Below are 16,398 nucleotides of genomic sequence, written 5' to 3'. Positions count from 1 at the left end.
CTTTCCTGGTCATTCCGATTGCGTTCGGCTCCGGCCCATTCGGTTCCTACTGGTTCTTATTGGTTCCACTAGCGCTGATCGAAAAACAAAATCTCGCCCTCTCATGCTATGTTTCACTGACCCGCATCGCCGCCTTAGGAGACATACAAAAATGCCCGCCTCGACAGCCATCGTCACAATCCTGGCCGCACTGCTGCTCGGTGCCATGAGCCCTGGACCAAGCTTCGTCATTGTCGCCCGCAATGCGATCGGACTCTCCCGTAGCGACGGCCTTGCGACAGCCGTCGGCATGGGAATAGGCGGCGTGTTCTTCAGCGGCATCGCCCTGCTCGGTCTGTACACCTTGCTGGCGACGGTAGAGTGGCTGTACGTCGGCTTGAAAGTGGCAGGTGGCCTTTATCTGATCTACCTTGCGTCGAAGATCTGGCGCGGTGCGGCCAAACCACTGGCGTTCGATGCAACACAAGCCGCCACCGCCAATGTGCGCAAATCTTTCTGGGTCGGTTTGAGCACACAACTCAGCAATCCGAAGACAGCGGTCTACTACGGCAGTATCTTCGCGGCCTTGCTTCCGCAACATCCGCCGCTGTGGTGCTACTTTGCATTGCCCCCTGCGATTTTCGCCATTGAAGCCGGCTGGTACACCGTGGTCGCGTTGTGCTTTTCGAGCAAACGGCCGCGCGAAATCTATCTGCAGTGGAAGGGCTGGATCGATCGCGTCGCCGCAAGCGCCGTTGCCGCGCTTGGATTGCGCCTGATCCTGACGGCACATAAAGTGGGTATCTGAGGCTGAAATCCCGCTTGAACGGCTTGTCGTGCCGCGCGACGCGACAAGCCAGCAACGAGGGCCACATCGTCAAGCCCCCCCAGGCTGAGCCATTCGGGCTTGACAAAACAGTTACAAGATAAGTGTTGACGCTTACATGCTCCGGCAGTTACTGTGACGTCCGAAGTTCAAGAAGTTCGATTGCTGTTCATCAATGTCTCGCTCCTCAGCGGTATTCGTTGTCCTCTCCCTCCTTGACCCTTCACGCGCTCCTCAACAGAGCAAATTTTTCTATTTTTTCCTCAAGGATTCTTTATGGATACCGGTACCGTTAAGTGGTTCAACGACAGCAAAGGCTTTGGCTTCATCACCCCGGACAAGGGCGGCGACGACCTGTTCGCGCACTTCTCCGAAATCAGCGGCGACGGCTTCAAGACGCTGGCTGAAAATCAGAAGGTGAGCTTCGAAACGAAGCAAGGCCCGAAGGGTCTGCAAGCGGCTAATATCAAGCCGATGTAAGTTTGAAGGGCTCGGTGTCCGGCAACGGACATCGGGCTGCAGCGACATCCTCGCGGAGCTTTGTCTCCCACAGTTGGCGCGATCGCTTTTAGCTGCATGTGTTGTTCAGCAGCTAGCCCAAGCGCCAAACGCCTCGTTGCACCTCATTCTCCCCTCCGGCTTTAACGCCCTTTTTAGCTTTCCGACTGCGTTTGGATTCGGCTCCAATGGCTTGAATCAGCTCGTCCGTGACCCGCACAACGGCTCGCACGGCAGGCGCGCACTCGAACATTATTAAAATATAAAATGCAAAACAAACATATTCATCATTACAACGGCTATGCCGTCAAACCCTCGGCGCATCGCTTGCCCGACGGTAGCTTTTCATCCAACCTGTTGCTCGAACGCGCTGACAGCGCGCGTACCGAAGGGCGCTACCAGTTCTATTCGCTCGACTATTTCACGAACGAAGAACAGGCACTGCAGCACTCGGCACGCTGGGCACGCCACTGGGTCGACACACGCGGCTAAACGCGAGTCGAACCTGATGCGCGCGGAAAAACCCCGCGCCGGCATCGTTCAGCACCCCATAGCGCGCCATGAGGCGCGTTAGACCATCACCCTCGCGCGCGGTCTATTCGGTTTCTTCCGCCTTGATCCGCGCGCGCAGTTCGAACTTCTGAATTTTTCCCGTCGACGTCTTCGGCAATTCGCCGAATCGCACCGCTTTTGGCAACTTGTATCCTGCAAGAAACAGCCGGCAGTGCGCGATGATCTCTTCTGCGCTCACCTGAGCGCCCTCCTTGAGTTCGACGAAGGCGCACGGTACCTCACCCCACTTCGGGTCGGCCATCGCCACCACGGCGGCAACCGACACTGCGGGGTGACGGTACAACGTGTCTTCGACCTCGATGCTCGAGATGTTCTCGCCGCCCGATATGATGATGTCCTTGCTGCGATCGCGGATGCGGATATAGCCATCGGGCATCCGCACGCCGAGATCTCCGGTGTGGAACCAGCCGCCACGAAAGGTCGCTTCCGTAGCGCGTTCGTTCTTCAAATACCCTTTCATGCAGATGTTGCCGCGGAACATGATCTCGCCGAGCGTTTCGCCGTCCTCAGGTACTGGCGCGAGCGTGTCCGGGTCGAGCACTGCTATCGCTGCCTGCAGGTGGTAACGCACACCTTGCCGCGCGTTCATTTCTGCGCGTGCGTTGTCGTCGAGCGTTTCCCATTCCTCCTGTTTTGCGCAGACGGCAGCCGGCCCGTAGGTCTCGGTCAGTCCATATACGTGAGTCAGATCGAAACCGATCTCCTTCATCTTGGCAATCACCGCCGGCGCGGGCGCCGCACCGGCCACCATCGTCGACACACGATGCCTGATACCCTCACGCCACTCGGCGGGCGCATTCGCGAGTGCGCTCTGCACGATCGGCGCGCCACAATAATGCGTGATGCCTTCGCGGCAAATCAGTTCGAACACCGTCTTCGCGTCGAATTTGCGCAAACAGACGTTGACGCCAGCACGCGCGGCAACGGTCCAGGGGAAACACCAGCCGTTGCAGTGAAACAGCGGCAAGGTCCATAGGTAGACCGCATGCTTGGGCATATCCCATTCGAGGATATTGCTGAGCGCATTCAGATAAGCGCCGCGATGGTGGTAAACCACGCCCTTCGGGTCGCCGGTCGTGCCCGAGGTGTAGTTGAGCGCGATAGCGTCCCACTCGTCGCCAGGCAGGGTCCAGGCGAATTCGGGGTCGCCGGTTTGCAGGAACGCTTCGTAGTCGGTCGCGCGGATAAACTTTTCGGCGTCGGCGGGCATCGCGTCCGCCACGCTGATCACGCGTAACTCCGGGAATTCCAGCGCCGCGCGGTGCGCCAATTCGCTGTATTCCGTATCGACGATTAACGCCTTCGCCTCGCCATGACGCAACATGAAGAGCAGCGACGACACGTCGAGCCGCGTATTCAGCGTATTGAGCACGGCCCCGGCCATCGGTGCGCCGAAATGCGCTTCTATCATCGGAGGAATATTCGGCAGCAGCACGGCAATCGTGTCGCCACGTTCGATACCGGCCTGCCGCAACGCGCTGGCCAGACGCCGCGCGCGCTCGTAGGTTTCGCGCCAGTTGCGGCGAATCTCACCATGGACGACCGCCAGCCGCTCACCGTAGACTTGCGCTGCACGTACGATGAAATCGATGGGTGTCAGCGGGACATAATTGGCCTCGCGCCGCTGAAGGCCTTCTTCGAACATGTGCTTCATTGCCTTGTCTCCTGAGGCGCTGCCCGCGCCGTCGCTTTTTCTGATTGATGAGCTAGCGTAGCAACTGTCATGGTGAACTGTCTGTCATTCAAATGACAGAGTGACGCGCCCAGACTCTTCTCAACCGACTTCACACCCGCATACGCCCCACCAGCCGCTATGGATGACGCTCCGTTCACCGTCCCCGCAGAAGGCCGCCCGCACCGGCCGGAACGGGTTCCGCGCACCGATTTGCCGCGGCTGTTCGGCACCTGCGCCTGGTTCAGGGCACTCGCCGCTGAACATCAGGCCATGGTCCTCGCCAGCGCGTACGCGGAGCATCTGGAAGGGGGAACGTGGATCGCTCGCCGCCAGGAGCCGTCGGAGTACTGGATCGGCGTCCATTCCGGCCTCATCAAACTCGCCATCTACAGCGCCTCAGGACGCAGTTGCACCCTCTCCGGCGTGCCGCCCGGCGGCTGGTTCGGCGAAGGCAGTGTCATCAAGCGCGAATTGCGCAAGTACGACGTGGCCGCGATTCAGCCTTCGCTCGTGATGTTCGTGCCGTCGGAGACGTTCCATGCGCTGCTCGACTCGAGTCTACCGTTCACCGGTTTTGTGATCCGGCAGTTGAACAACCGCATGGGCGAATTTATCGCATCGATCCAGAATAGCCGGTTGCTGGACGTCGACGCGCGCGTCGCCCAGTCGCTCGCGCAACTGTTCAATCCCGACCTTTATCCCGACACCGGGCGCACGCTGGCCATTTCGCAGGAAGAAGTCGGCTTGCTGGCGAGCGTGTCGCGGCAACGGATCAACCAGGCACTCCAAAACCTCGAAAGGCTGCAGATTTTGCGCGTCTCGTACAACCAGATCGACGTGCTGGACCTCGAACGTCTGTACGCGTTTGGTCAGGAGCAGATCTAGCGCAAACGCGTGCGCCCGGCGGCCTGTTGCAGTCTGTCCGCGGTTTCCTGTGATTTTCTACGGGTTTGGCCCCACTTTCCCCGATTTTCCTCCACGTTTCCCGCTTTTCATCGGCTGCCTCAGGCCGGACGTTCGCGTTCCAGGCAGGAATTTGGGACGCCCGAATAAAGAATCCGCGGCAACGGCCGTTATGCCGACTATGCAACGCAGATTGCAGATCCTCCCTATTCCGAGTTCAACGTATTGTCGAAACCGATAATGAACCGTCTGACACTGAAACAGAAATTGTGGGTGCCGATACTGCTTTGCTGGGCGGCGCTCCTGATCGTTACCGTTGTGAATGCGTTCGATGCGAGAAACGCCCAAATGGACGCACGGCGCGCGGATCTGGCCGACGTCACCGACATGGCCGTATCGATCGTCGCGGACTATGCGAAGCAGGCCGACACGGGCAAGCTCTCGGTCAACGAGGCCAAGCAGCAAGCCATCGCCCGCGTCAACGCGCAACGCTACGGCACATCGGGCTACGTGACGATCGTGCGCAGCGATTCGGTGATGGTTGCTCATCCAATCAGTCCAAAGCTGAACGGCAAGGACATGAGCGGCTTTCGCGACGCCAAAGGCAACGCGCTGTATCACGACATCGCGCAGGCAGGCGGCTCGGCGGGCGGCGCAGGCTATCTGCGCTACTGGTGGCCCAAACCCGGTGAAACGGCGCCGAGCGAAAAAATCGGCTATGTGAAACGCTTCGGCCCGTGGAACTGGGACTTTATCGCCGGGGCCTATATGGACGACATCCAGGCGCAGTTCTACGCAACCCTCGAACGCTCGGCCGGCATGCTGGTGCTATTGGTCGTGCTGGTGTCGTTCGTAGCCTCGCGCGTGGTACGCAACGTATCGCGCTCGATCGGCGGAGAGCCCTCCACGGCGGCGGCGATTGCAATGCAGATCGCTCGCGGCGATCTCGCCACTCGCATTGACCTGCATCGCGACGACAGCTCAAGTCTGCTGTCCTCGCTGCGCGAGATGCGCAACCAACTCGCTGCGACCGTCGCGCGGATCAAGACCTCCGCCGAGACGATCACAGTCGCCTCGAAAGAGATTGCCGCGGGCAACCTGGATCTGTCGAGCCGCACCGAAGAACAGGCGGCTTCGTTGGAGCAAACCGCCGCCAGCATGGACGAGCTCACCAAGACCGTCACGCAGAACGCCGACAACGCGGCGACCGCGTCGGACCTCGCGGCGGATGCATCGAATATCGCTGCGCGCGGCGGCCAGGTCGTCAACGACGTCGTCGAGAAAATGGCCGGCATCACTGATAGTTCACACAAGATCGGCGAGATCATCAGCGTGATCGAAGGCATTGCGTTTCAGACCAATATCCTGGCGCTGAACGCAGCGGTGGAAGCGGCGCGCGCCGGTGAAGAAGGCCGCGGCTTCGCGGTCGTCGCGGGCGAGGTACGCAATCTTGCGCAGCGTAGCGCGACGGCGGCCAAAGAGATCAAGGTGCTGATCAATCAGTCCGTCGCGCAGGTCGGCGAAGGCTCGGCGCTGGCGGGCAAGGCCGGCAGCACGATCGGCGAGGTAGTCGACGCCGTGCGCCGCGTGACCGCGATCATGAACGAGATCTCGGCGGCCTCGAAAGAGCAGAGCTCGGGCATCGGCGAAGTCAATCTCGCGATCCGCCAGATGGACGACGTGACACAGCGCAATGCCGCGCTAGTCGAGCAGGCAGCGGCCGCGGCAGGTTCACTCGATGAGCAGACCGAACGTCTGCGAAATGCGATTGCAGTGTTCAAGGTCGAACAACACGCGTGATTGAGCAGCGCACCTGCGCTGCTGATAGCCCAACGGGTTAAAAATGACCGACGTTAAACTGCACTCCAAAAGCTGGACACTGATCCACTCCTTTGGCGTGCAGTTCACACCCGTTACCGGTGACGGTCCTTTCTTGCGATGTCGAAACAGTCCTGAGCCTGCTACGCAGTGCGCGGGTCGCTTCTGCGAGTGGCAGGCCGCGCGAGCATTGCATCGGTGTTGAACAGCGTGAAAGCGATGTTGGCCAGCACACCTGAATTCTTCCAGCGCAGATAGTAGCGATGCGCGGTCTGATAAGGCGCATAGCGGTCGGGCATCGCGTGCCACGGTTTGCCCGTGTGCAGCACCCAGAGCACGCTATTCACCACGCAACGGATGTCGATGCTGGGACGGCCGCGCCGGGGTCCATGGTCTTTCATTTCAGGCAGGAGCGGCACGATGCGATGCCATTGCTCGTCGGTGAGATCCTGAATGGCTGGCGAGCGAGCCAGTGGGTTTGAAGCGGAAGTATTCATGCAGTAGGAACGCGCACCTGCAGCACACGTGCTAGCGTCGCCGCGAAAAATAGTGTCTATAACTCAACCGTTTCAGACTACCCGAAGCTCGCTTTCGCGAAAGTCAATTATTGTCAGACCTGTGTGCGCAATTGTCAGAAATCGCAATACGTTTTTGCGCCTGTGAATTTTTGCACCAATGGATTAGTGCGCAATGAAAGTGGTGACCTACTATCCACGCGCCCATAAAAAAAGGTGCCGCGAACGGCACCTTTTTCTACAACAACTAGTATTCTGTCCCAGAAATAACTTTGCATAACCGAGCCACTTTCCGGAGAATGGAATCGGCTGTCGCGGTCCAGACGAAAGCCCGCTTGTGCTCGTTGTATTGCTCGATGTAACGCTCGATGTCGGCAATGAGTTGGCGCACGTTCCTGAACGACCCTCGACGGATCGCCTGCTGCGTAATCAGGCCAAACCAGCGTTCAACCTGATTGAGCCAGCTCGAGTAGGTCGGCGTGAAATGCATGTGGTAGCGCGTGTGCCTGGCCAGCCATGCCTTGACCTTCGGATGCTTGTGTGTCGCATAGTTATCGACAATCAGATGCACATCGAGATTGGCCGGCACCGCCAGGTCAATATGCCTGAGAAACGCCAGAAATTCCTGATGCCGGTGGCGCGGCTTGCATTGCGCAATGACTTCCCCTGTTGCAGTGTTGAGCGCAGCGAACAGGGTCGTGGTGCCATGCCGGACGTAATCATGCGTCACCCCTTCGAGATAGCCTAACCCCATCGGCAACATCGGCTGCGTACGCTCCAGCGCCTGGCACTGGCTCTTCTCGTCCACGCACAGCACCAGGGCATTGATCGGTGGGCTCAGGTACAGCCCGACAATATCGCGCACCTTCTCGACGAAGTACGGATCGGTAGACAGTTTGAAGCTCTTTGAACGATGGGGCTGCACACCGAACAGCGATAGATATCGGGCCACCGAACTCTTTGAAATCCCTGTCTGCGCAGCAGCGGAACGCACGCTCCAGTGCGTCGCCCCGTTCGGCTTCTCATGCAGTACCCTGGCGAGCAGTTCCGCTACCACCTCATCGTCATGTGTGCGCGGGCGGCCCGGGCGGGCTTCATCATGCAGGCCGGCAAGCCCGTGCGCGACAAACCGCTTCTTCCAGTGTGTGATCGCCGGTGGCGTCACTTCGCACTGCATCGCAATTTCCTGGCTCGTATGGCCATCAGCCGCCATCAAAACAATCTTTGCACGACGGACCAGAGAATGAGGCAGCGAACGTGAGCGGCTCATTGACAGCAATTGCTCTCGTTCCAGTTCCGACACCACAACCTCGATTCCCTTGCGTCCCATGGTCGCCTCCTGTTCTCCCGGATTTGATCATAGAACAATCGAAATTTACGACAAGTTATTTCTGGGACAGAATACTAGCTTCGACTGAAGCTTAGAAGCGGTGACGCAGACCGACCGTAGCAGCCGTCTGGTTCTTCGACGACGACGGCAGTTGCGTGTTGTCGCCGCTGTAGATCGAAGCAACACCGCCGTCACCCATTGCGTGCTGGTACACGGCTTGAGCGTAGACGTCCGTACGACGCGACAGCGAGTAGTCAGCTTGCAGGCCGATCTGATGGTAACGGGTCTTCATGTCGTTGCCGTCAGCATTGACGCCGTAGCCCTTTGCGTCCGTGAACGTGTAAGCAACGCCCAGCGACATAGCCGGCGTCAGGTTGTACTTACCGTTGACTTCGTAGTTATTCGAACGACCTTGACGTTGGCCAACTGCTGCGCCAACCAGGTTGTCGATACGCGACTGCGTGAATGCAGCACCGACGGTAGCCGGGCCGAACGAGTACGAAGCAGCTGCGCCGAACTCACGTTGACGGAAGTTGCCCGTGATAACGCCCGAGGTGTTAGCCAACACGCCATCCGAAGCGCCCGACGCGTTTGCAGCCGGATTGTTCTGCTGTGCGTAAGCAGCACCCAAACGCAGACCTTGGAACTGGTATGCAGCACCAACGCTGTATTCGCGGTTGTTTGCGAATGCGCCAGCCTGGTTCGAGAAGCCGTACGTGCCGCCGAACGTGAAGCCAGCGTAGTTAGCGCTCGAGTACTTGATCGAGTTGTTAACCGAGTAGCCGCCGTTCGTGCTCAGGTTGTCGTTGTTGAACGGGTGAGCGAAGTACGTACCGCCCCAGCTGCCCGTTGCGGTCAGCGGTGCCAGGTAGTCTTGAGCTGCGTCGTATTGACGGCCCAGCGTGACCGTACCGTATTGCGCGCTCGACAGACCGACAAACGCTTGACGGTTGAACATGCCGTTGTTATTAGCGAACTTGCCGTTGTTGATGTTGAAGCCGCTTTCCAACGTGAAGATTGCCTTCAGACCGCCGCCCAGATCTTCCGAACCGCGCAGACCGAACATGCTTTGGTTGATGCCGCCGCTACCTGCTGCCCACTTTGCGTTGCCGTGGCCGACGCCATTGGCGGGGGCGACATTGCTGGTGTACGTCAGGCCCGCGTCCAGCAGACCATACAGGGTCACGCTGCTTTGTGCGTGAGCGACGGAAGCGAACGATGCGGCAACCGCAACAACAATGAGACTCTTTTTCATGCGTGGGACTCCAGTTCGATAAATTTACGCGGGGAGCGGAACCTGCCTCAGCAGCGCAACCATCACTCGCTGCCGCCCTGTTTGCCGAACCGTTTCCGGATCAGCCGGGCACCCTTTGAACGAAGCGTGAGTGTAGGGGGACACCCTAGTAGCGACGTCGGCAATTTACACAACAGGATTTTTCAGAATCCGCAACAATCAAATCGGCACAGCTATTAAGTCTTTGTTTTTCAGACATTTATCGCAAAATCAGGACTACGCCACGCCTGCTCTGGACAGAAGTTATTGGCAACATCTCAATATTAAAGTTGTGCGTATGCAACAGCATTTAATATGAATGACGTAATCGGGTCGGAACGTTTAAAAAATGAGAGACGTCTGATTGCCCGAAAATCAGGCAATTGCGATAGACACCATTCGACGTGGCGTAAATTTATTTAAGAAAAGTTGGAACTTAATTGATTCAATACGGTCGTCGATTTAGCGCGCTAAATACACTGTGTATAGCGAATCTCTGGATTAGCTGTGAATTAAAGAGAGTGACGAATTGCCGCATGGCTTTATCCAGAGAACACGGCATTCAAGGTTCGATACAGTGGCTTGGCTCGATGCCGGCCCTTCTCTTGAGATCCCCTTGACCGCCGTCCCGTCGTGCTCTCGGTCGGCGTGCTTCGCACCATAGCGAGCAACGCGACCGGAATGAATGGCCCCAGAAAAAACCACCGTGAGGCGGTTTATGAATCCTGGCTGCTGCTTTGCCGGCAGAGCGCTTGTTCCACAGAACTCGCGCTGCGGAATAAGTGAAGCCTTCAGCACGGGCGTTGCCCGGAGGTGAACTGCGGCGCCGACCGCCGCGTGACAAAGACCCGTGCTGAAAGCGGACGGCATACATCGAACAGCCTTCCGTATTCATTTAACGGCACAGCCGTGCGCTTTTTTACACGGAGTTTCCCTACTTCCTGGTCGCTGACCTTATGGCTCGTCGCGGGGCCGACGAAGCATTGAGCGAGAGCCGACGCACTGCCCGCCATATCGCCAGGAAGGTCCGTCACTGCACATAATCCAGATACGCTTGAACGACGGAAGGAAACGATTGGATTGTGGGGATTTTTGCCGCGATGATGAATGAAGCAAATCGCGATGTTGCCGCGAGGGAATGCGGCGCTTAATACGCGTGCCTGAACCAAAGAGGATGGATCTTGAACTTCGTTTAAGCCGCCCAAGGTTGCTGCCAGAGTCTTTCCAGCAAACTGAGCCAGAATCAACTCAACCAGATTAATAGCGCAGCGGAAGTGACATATCGCCGCATCTGATATTGGATTCTCCCCGCAAAACAAAAAGGGTTCCGAAAACTCGGAACCCTTTTTCGCAACTATGGTGGGCCGGGTCGGAGTCGAACCGACGGTGTCCTTTCGGAGGCGGATTATGAGTCCGCTGCCTGCAACCAGCACGGCGTCCGGCCCAAGAAAAAGACCCGGTCATGAAGGCCGGGCCAATTCGTTGATTGGCCGACATACTACACGAAAAAGGGGCCTTCGCAACCGCAACGCCCAAGCGAAACAACCGGGAGGCCCCCTCAAACCGCTACATCATTTCCCACGAACCGCCAGCTTCGGTCAATTCCCTTCGAGGAACGACTTCAGCTTGTCGGAACGGCTCGGATGACGCAGCTTGCGCAGCGCCTTCGCCTCGATCTGACGGATCCGTTCTCGCGTCACGTCGAACTGCTTACCGACTTCTTCGAGCGTGTGATCGGTGCTCATCTCGATACCGAAACGCATGCGCAGCACCTTCGCTTCGCGCGGCGTCAGCGAGTCGAGCACGTCCTTCACAACATCGCGCATGCTGGCGTGCAAAGCAGCGTCGGCCGGCGCAACCGTGTTCGTATCTTCGATGAAGTCGCCCAGATGCGAATCGTCGTCGTCACCGATCGGCGTTTCCATCGAGATCGGCTCCTTCGCGATCTTCATGATCTTGCGGATCTTGTCTTCCGGCATTTCCATCTTCTCGGCCAGCGTTGCCGGATCCGGCTCGAGACCGGTTTCCTGCAAGATCTGACGCGAGATGCGGTTCATCTTGTTGATCGTCTCGATCATGTGAACCGGAATCCGGATCGTGCGCGCCTGGTCGGCAATCGAACGCGTGATGGCCTGACGAATCCACCACGTTGCATACGTGGAAAACTTGTAGCCACGACGATATTCGAACTTGTCCACCGCCTTCATCAGGCCGATGTTGCCTTCCTGAATCAGGTCGAGGAACTGCAGACCACGGTTCGTGTACTTCTTCGCAATCGAGATCACGAGGCGCAAGTTCGCCTCGGTCATTTCGCGCTTTGCCTGACGCGCCTTCAGTTCGCCGGCCGCCATCTGACGGTTGGTTTCCTTCAGGTCCTTCAGCGGCAGTACAACGCGCGCCTGCAAATCGAGCAGGCGCTGCTGCTGTTCCTGAATGGCCGGAATATTACGCGTGAGGATTGCGCTATACCCATGACCTTCGGCGACGATCTTGTCGGCCCACTCCAGATCCGTTTCGCTGCCCGGGAAACGCGCGATGAATTCCGCACGCGGCATGCCGCACTTGTCGACCACCGTATGCAGGATCTGACGCTCGACCTGACGCACTTCGTCCACCTGCGCACGCAACGTGTCGCACAGACGCTCGACGGTCCGCGCGGTAAAGCGGATCGTCATCAGTTCGTTCTGGATCGTTTCCTGCGCCTTCAGATACGACTTGGACTTGTAGCCTTCCTTCTCGAACGCGCGACGCATCTTGTCGAACCATTCGCTGATCATGGCGAACTTCTCGAGGGACGCACGCTTGAGCGCTTCCATCTGCGCTGCGTTGGCCGTGGCTTGCGCCGTGCCGTCGTCTTCTTCCTCGTCTTCCGTGTCCTCTTCCTCGGCTTCCTCGTCTTCGCTCTCGATCGCTTCCGCTTCCTGCGCGGAGAAGCCGTCCGCATCTTCCGCGTTGGCGTCGATCAGGCCGTCGACCAGTTCGTCGATACGGATTTCCTCGTTCGCGACGCGCTCGGCCATTGCCAGAATGTCGGCGATCGTGGTCGGGCACGCCGAGATGGCCATCACCATGTGCTTGAGGCCGTCTTCGATCCGCTTTGCGATTTCGATTTCGCCTTCGCGCGTGAGCAGCTCGACCGTACCCATTTCACGCATGTACATGCGGACCGGGTCGGTGGTGCGGCCGAATTCGGAGTCGACGGTAGAGAGCGCGACTTCCGCCTCCTCTTCCACTTCGTCGTCCGACGAAGCGGCGGGTGCATTGTCGTTCAACAGCAGCGTTTCAGCATCCGGCGCCTGCTCGTACACCGCCACGCCCATGTCATTGAACGTGCTGATGATGCCTTCGATCGCCTCGGTCTCGGTGAAGTTGTCCGGGAGGTGGTCGTTGATTTCCGCGTACGTGAGGAAGCCGCGCTCCTTGCCGAGCTTGATCAGCGCGCGCAGTTTGGCGCGGCGCTCTTCGAGTTCCTCGACGGTGCCCGGCTGCGATGACGCGAACGCGTCTTTCAGCAGCGCTTTTTCCTTTGCACGACGATCGCGAGCCTTGACCTTTTCCACCTTGCCGGGAACGGCCGCAGGGGTTTCTTCGCTTTGGGTTGCGTCGTCATCGACGGGTGTTTCGTTCAGCTTTTTCGTCATGGAGTTCGTCGTACCGGCTGTAGTCTCGACTCGCGGCTGTTGGACAACAGCCGGTTGAACCGTGGATACTGGAGTCTCGCGCTCTACCGCATCGTCCTGCGCGGCAGGCGCTTCCCTTGCGCTTCTGACACCCGACCGTTTTGTGGCCGGTGGTGGTACAGCTTTCGCCGCCCTGACCAGCTCCGCTCGCGCAGCGGAAGTGGTCGAGGATTTCTTCCCGGCAGCAGGTGCGACGCTTGCGGCAGACGTTTTTCTGGGGGAGGAAGCTAACTTGGCCTCGGTGACCTTTCTGGTCGGCTCGTTCGAACCTGTGCCTGTCGCTTTTTTTCCGCCTGGTGTCTTTGCCATCGCAATCGCCTTTTCGCCTTTGCTAGGAAAACCATTGAAAAAACAAACCGCTGGAAACCTTTAATTATAGCACTCAGGTTTCTGCCATCCTGCTTACAGCCCGAGCTGGCGCTTCATCTCAGCCCGCTTCTGATTCAGGCCCGTCAGCTCCGCAAACTCCTCCGGCGTGTGCCGGGATTGCCGCGAAAGCTGCTCGAGACGATCGCAGTAAGCGTCGTATCGCATCTTCAGAATCGCCGCTTGCAGTTCCTCTCCGACGATCCGTTCCTGCTCGCGCCGCTCCTCGATGACGGTCGCATCCTCCGGGTCCTTCAGCAGTAAATCCCGGACGTTTTCATCATAGTCTAGAATTTTGCGAAAGATTTCCTCGAAAGTTGGGGCATTTGCGCCGTTTCGCAATAGGTCGGACAGCAACTGAAACTCCGCCGAATCGCCCAGCGCGCGCGCATGTGTCGTCACTTCCTCGAACAGTTCGCCGTGCCGCGTGACGCTCAGAAGCGCCTGTTCGGCTTCCTCGTCGAGCACCGCCACCGTCCGCGGATACATCACCAGATTGCGCAGCGTTTTTTCTTCGATCCCGGTCACACTGCGCCGGTCTTTCCGGGCCGGTGCCGAACGGGTGGCTGCGGCAATCCGGGCGTCGACTTCGCATAACGCGGCCACTTCGTCGAACGGCACATCGAGCCGATCGGCAAACATATGCATGATCTGCGCGCGCAGCGCATTGGCCGGCAATTGCTGCAGCAGGGGTTTCGCGTCGAACAGCGCGCGGGCCCGGCCTTCCGGCTGATCTAGCTCCTTGCCGGCCAACACCTCGTTCAACATGAACTGCGACAGCGGCATGGCGCGCTCGACCTGTTCGGCGAACGCCTCGGTGCCGAATTCGCGCACATAGCTGTCCGGATCGTGCTCGGACGGCAAAAACAGGAACCGGATGGTCCGGTTGTCCGCCGCGTGCGGCAGGCAGGCATCCAGCGCACGGCGCGCAGCGCGGCGCCCAGCGGAATCGCCGTCGAAACTGAAGATGACCGTATCGGTCTGACGCATCAGTTTCTGCACATGAATCGGCGTGCAAGCCGTGCCGAGCGTGGCCACTCCATTCTGGAACCCCAATTGGGCCAGCGCAACCACGTCCATGTAGCCTTCGACCACCAGCACGTAATGCTGTTCGCGAATCGCCAGACGTGCCTCGAACAGCCCGTACAGCTCGCTGCCTTTGTTAAATAGAGGCGTTTCCGGCGAATTCAAATATTTCGGCTCACCGCCGTCCAGCACACGGCCACCGAAGCCGATCACCTGCCCTTTCACATTGCGGATCGGGAACATGATCCGCTCGCGAAAGCGGTCGTATCGGCGGTTCTGACCTTGCGCATCCGACTTTTCGCTGACGATCACAAGACCTGATTCGACCAGCGCGTCATCCCGATAGTTGGGGAATGCGGGCTCGAGGTTCTGCCAACCGTCCGGTGCATAACCAAGGCCGAAGCGGGCGGCGATCTCACCGGTCAGGCCACGTTTCTTCAGATACTGGATCGCGACCGGCGCGCCGCGCAGCTGTTTTCGGTAAAAATCGCAAGCGGTCTGCATGACATCGAATAGCGCCGTGGTGACGGCCTTGGACGCGGCCGGCGAATACCCGCCGGAACCACCGCCGCCGTATCCCGGCGAAGGCTCGTTCGGCACGGTCAAACCAACCGATTGCGCAAGCTCGTTGACCGCCTCTGGAAATGTGGAGCCGACGTGCTCCATCAGGAATCCGATAGCCGTACCATGCGCGCCACAGCCGAAGCAGTGATAGAACTGCTTAGTCGGACTAACCGTAAACGAAGGGCTTTTCTCGTTGTGAAACGGGCACAGCCCCATGAAGTTCGCGCCGCCCTTTTTCAACTGCACATACCGGCCGACCACGTCGACGATATCGACGCGGTTGAGCAGGTCCTGCAGGAATGACGGTGGAATCACAGTGAATGACGCTACCTAAAAAGCTCAAGGCTGCGCGCGCCGTCGAACAACGGCGCGCGCAGACCGGAAATACGGAAATTACTTCGCGAGCGCGGCTTTGACTTGCGCCGAGACAGCGGTCATGTCGGCGCGGCCGGCCAGTTTCGGCTTGAGCACGCCCATCACCTTGCCCATGTCCTGCGGGCCGGCAGCCCCAGTTTGCGCAACCGCGGCCTGAACTTCGGCAACGATCTCCGCCTCGGACATCTGCGCCGGCATATAGGCGGACAGGATAGCCAGTTCGGCCTTTTCCTTGTCGGCTAGATCCGTGCGGCCAGCGGCTTCGAACTGGCTGATCGAGTCTTTGCGCTGCTTGATCATCTTGTCGATGACGACGGTGATCGCCGTGTCGTCAAGGGTGATGCGTTCGTCGACTTCGCGTTGCTTGACCGCGGCGAGCAGCAGGCGGATCGTGCCGAGACGCTCGGTCTCACGCGCCCGCATGGCAGCTTTCATATCGTCGTTGATCTGGTCCTTGAGACTCATCACTCACCTGAACGTGTTGAAGATTTAAAAACCGGCCGGCTAACCGCACCAATACGCTGCATCAATGCGCCGAATCCAACACAAACGCCCGCTTGGGACTGCTTCCTCAAGCGGGTTGGCGCAATGTGCGTAGTGGATGCGACCCTGCCGGCTGGCCCGAAGGGCCGTATTTTCCGTGACGGCACCTGCTGTGCCCTCACCGGTTGGATGTCGCCGCTCCGTTCGACGGGAACCGCGGCAACGCCAGAATCAGTAGAACTTCTTTGGCAGCATCTGGCTACGCAGACGCTTGAAATGACGCTTAACCGCAGCCGCCTTCTTGCGCTTGCGCTCAGCCGTAGGCTTTTCGTAAAACCTTTCCGTAAAACTCACGGGCGCGCAGTTCCGTCGGCAACCCGTTTTTCTCCATCCTGCGCTCGAAGCGCCGCATGACAACTTCAGACGGCTCGCTGTCTTTTACGAGGAGGGTCGTCATTTTTCAATAACGGAACTTCGTAAAGGTTCAGGATTATAGCAGAGCTTTCTCACAAAG

Annotated in this window: 12 protein-coding genes, 1 tRNA gene and 1 pseudogene; 5 read left to right on the top strand and 9 right to left on the bottom strand. The window is 58.7% G+C overall.

Features of this window, described 5'->3' with window-relative positions:
• Positions 1-151 precede the first annotated feature (151 nt).
• From ACUN0E_RS07120 to ACUN0E_RS07110, 3 genes are all read left to right on the top strand, one after another.
• Complete coding sequence (locus ACUN0E_RS07120) at positions 152-787, top strand: LysE family translocator (RefSeq protein ID WP_408339948.1); 636 nt, start codon at positions 152-154, stop codon at positions 785-787.
• Positions 788-1,081: 294 nt separating this feature from the next.
• Positions 1,082-1,285 (top strand): cold-shock protein, encoded by a 204-nt coding sequence (locus ACUN0E_RS07115; protein WP_007178877.1) that lies wholly within the window; start codon positions 1,082-1,084, stop codon positions 1,283-1,285.
• Positions 1,286-1,570: 285 nt separating this feature from the next.
• The gene (locus ACUN0E_RS07110) at positions 1,571-1,795 is read left to right on the top strand and encodes a hypothetical protein (protein ID WP_179739291.1); all 225 of its coding nucleotides are present in this window, start codon (positions 1,571-1,573) and stop codon (positions 1,793-1,795) included.
• A 103-nt stretch (positions 1,796-1,898) separates the two neighbouring features.
• Here the strand turns inward: ACUN0E_RS07110 and ACUN0E_RS07105 are convergent, their stop codons facing one another.
• Complete coding sequence (locus ACUN0E_RS07105; RefSeq protein WP_445566085.1) at positions 1,899-3,530, bottom strand: acyl-CoA synthetase; 1,632 nt, start codon at positions 3,528-3,530, stop codon at positions 1,899-1,901.
• Positions 3,531-3,689: 159 nt separating this feature from the next.
• Here ACUN0E_RS07105 and ACUN0E_RS07100 point away from each other — a divergent pair, with 159 nt between their 5' ends.
• Together ACUN0E_RS07100 and ACUN0E_RS07095 are read left to right on the top strand one after the other, a co-directional pair.
• On the top strand, positions 3,690-4,436 hold the full coding sequence (locus ACUN0E_RS07100) for a Crp/Fnr family transcriptional regulator (RefSeq protein ID WP_445566084.1): 747 nt from the start codon (positions 3,690-3,692) through the stop codon (positions 4,434-4,436).
• A gap of 258 nt (positions 4,437-4,694) precedes the next feature.
• Entirely contained in the window at positions 4,695-6,254 is a 1,560-nt protein-coding gene (locus ACUN0E_RS07095; protein ID WP_445566083.1) for a methyl-accepting chemotaxis protein, read from the top strand.
• Positions 6,255-6,415: 161 nt separating this feature from the next.
• Here ACUN0E_RS07095 and ACUN0E_RS07090 read toward each other — a convergent pair whose 3' ends face one another.
• The 8 genes and pseudogenes from ACUN0E_RS07090 to rpsU all read right to left on the bottom strand — a co-directional run bounded on the left by ACUN0E_RS07090 (position 6,416) and on the right by rpsU (position 16,341).
• The gene (locus ACUN0E_RS07090) at positions 6,416-6,769 is read right to left on the bottom strand and encodes a transposase (protein WP_445566082.1); all 354 of its coding nucleotides are present in this window, start codon (positions 6,767-6,769) and stop codon (positions 6,416-6,418) included.
• A gap of 265 nt (positions 6,770-7,034) precedes the next feature.
• Positions 7,035-8,117, bottom strand: a complete 1,083-nt coding sequence (locus ACUN0E_RS07085) for an IS630 family transposase (RefSeq protein WP_445565654.1) — start codon at positions 8,115-8,117, stop codon at positions 7,035-7,037.
• Between the two features lie 91 nt (positions 8,118-8,208).
• Positions 8,209-9,372 (bottom strand): porin, encoded by a 1,164-nt coding sequence (locus ACUN0E_RS07080; RefSeq protein WP_445566081.1) that lies wholly within the window; start codon positions 9,370-9,372, stop codon positions 8,209-8,211.
• Between the two features lie 1,375 nt (positions 9,373-10,747).
• Positions 10,748-10,835, bottom strand: a tRNA-Ile gene (locus ACUN0E_RS07075).
• Between the two features lie 153 nt (positions 10,836-10,988).
• Positions 10,989-13,379 (bottom strand): RNA polymerase sigma factor RpoD, encoded by a 2,391-nt coding sequence (gene rpoD / locus ACUN0E_RS07070; RefSeq protein WP_408230933.1) that lies wholly within the window; start codon positions 13,377-13,379, stop codon positions 10,989-10,991.
• 93 nt (positions 13,380-13,472) lie between these two features.
• Positions 13,473-15,341 carry a DNA primase gene (gene dnaG, locus ACUN0E_RS07065; protein ID WP_445566080.1) on the bottom strand — a complete coding sequence of 623 codons (1,869 nt, stop codon included), beginning with the start codon at positions 15,339-15,341 and terminating at the stop codon, positions 13,473-13,475.
• Between the two features lie 78 nt (positions 15,342-15,419).
• Positions 15,420-15,866 carry a GatB/YqeY domain-containing protein gene (locus ACUN0E_RS07060; protein ID WP_408230939.1) on the bottom strand — a complete coding sequence of 149 codons (447 nt, stop codon included), beginning with the start codon at positions 15,864-15,866 and terminating at the stop codon, positions 15,420-15,422.
• 249 nt (positions 15,867-16,115) lie between these two features.
• A pseudogene (gene rpsU, locus ACUN0E_RS07055) lies at positions 16,116-16,341 on the bottom strand (30S ribosomal protein S21).
• Positions 16,342-16,398 lie beyond the last annotated feature (57 nt).

The organism is Paraburkholderia sp. D1E (genome assembly GCF_052682275.1).
The sequence above is the reverse complement of the archived record's forward strand: the minus strand, read 5'-3'. Positions and strand labels throughout refer to the sequence as shown.

What these genes read in the sequence shown, in the direction of transcription:
- ACUN0E_RS07120 (WP_408339948.1), top strand. Translation starts at nt 152, where the DNA reads ATGCCCGCCTCGACAGCCATCGTCACAATCCTGGCCGCACTGCTGCTC.
- ACUN0E_RS07115 (WP_007178877.1), top strand. Translation starts at nt 1,082, where the DNA reads ATGGATACCGGTACCGTTAAGTGGTTCAACGACAGCAAAGGCTTTGGC.
- ACUN0E_RS07110 (WP_179739291.1), top strand. Translation starts at nt 1,571, where the DNA reads ATGCAAAACAAACATATTCATCATTACAACGGCTATGCCGTCAAACCC.
- ACUN0E_RS07105 (WP_445566085.1), bottom strand. Translation starts at nt 3,530, where the DNA reads ATGAAGCACATGTTCGAAGAAGGCCTTCAGCGGCGCGAGGCCAATTAT.
- ACUN0E_RS07100 (WP_445566084.1), top strand. Translation starts at nt 3,690, where the DNA reads ATGGATGACGCTCCGTTCACCGTCCCCGCAGAAGGCCGCCCGCACCGG.
- ACUN0E_RS07095 (WP_445566083.1), top strand. Translation starts at nt 4,695, where the DNA reads ATGAACCGTCTGACACTGAAACAGAAATTGTGGGTGCCGATACTGCTT.
- ACUN0E_RS07090 (WP_445566082.1), bottom strand. Translation starts at nt 6,769, where the DNA reads ATGAATACTTCCGCTTCAAACCCACTGGCTCGCTCGCCAGCCATTCAG.
- ACUN0E_RS07085 (WP_445565654.1), bottom strand. Translation starts at nt 8,117, where the DNA reads ATGGGACGCAAGGGAATCGAGGTTGTGGTGTCGGAACTGGAACGAGAG.
- ACUN0E_RS07080 (WP_445566081.1), bottom strand. Translation starts at nt 9,372, where the DNA reads ATGAAAAAGAGTCTCATTGTTGTTGCGGTTGCCGCATCGTTCGCTTCC.
- rpoD (WP_408230933.1), bottom strand. Translation starts at nt 13,379, where the DNA reads ATGGCAAAGACACCAGGCGGAAAAAAAGCGACAGGCACAGGTTCGAAC.
- ACUN0E_RS07060 (WP_408230939.1), bottom strand. Translation starts at nt 15,866, where the DNA reads ATGAGTCTCAAGGACCAGATCAACGACGATATGAAAGCTGCCATGCGG.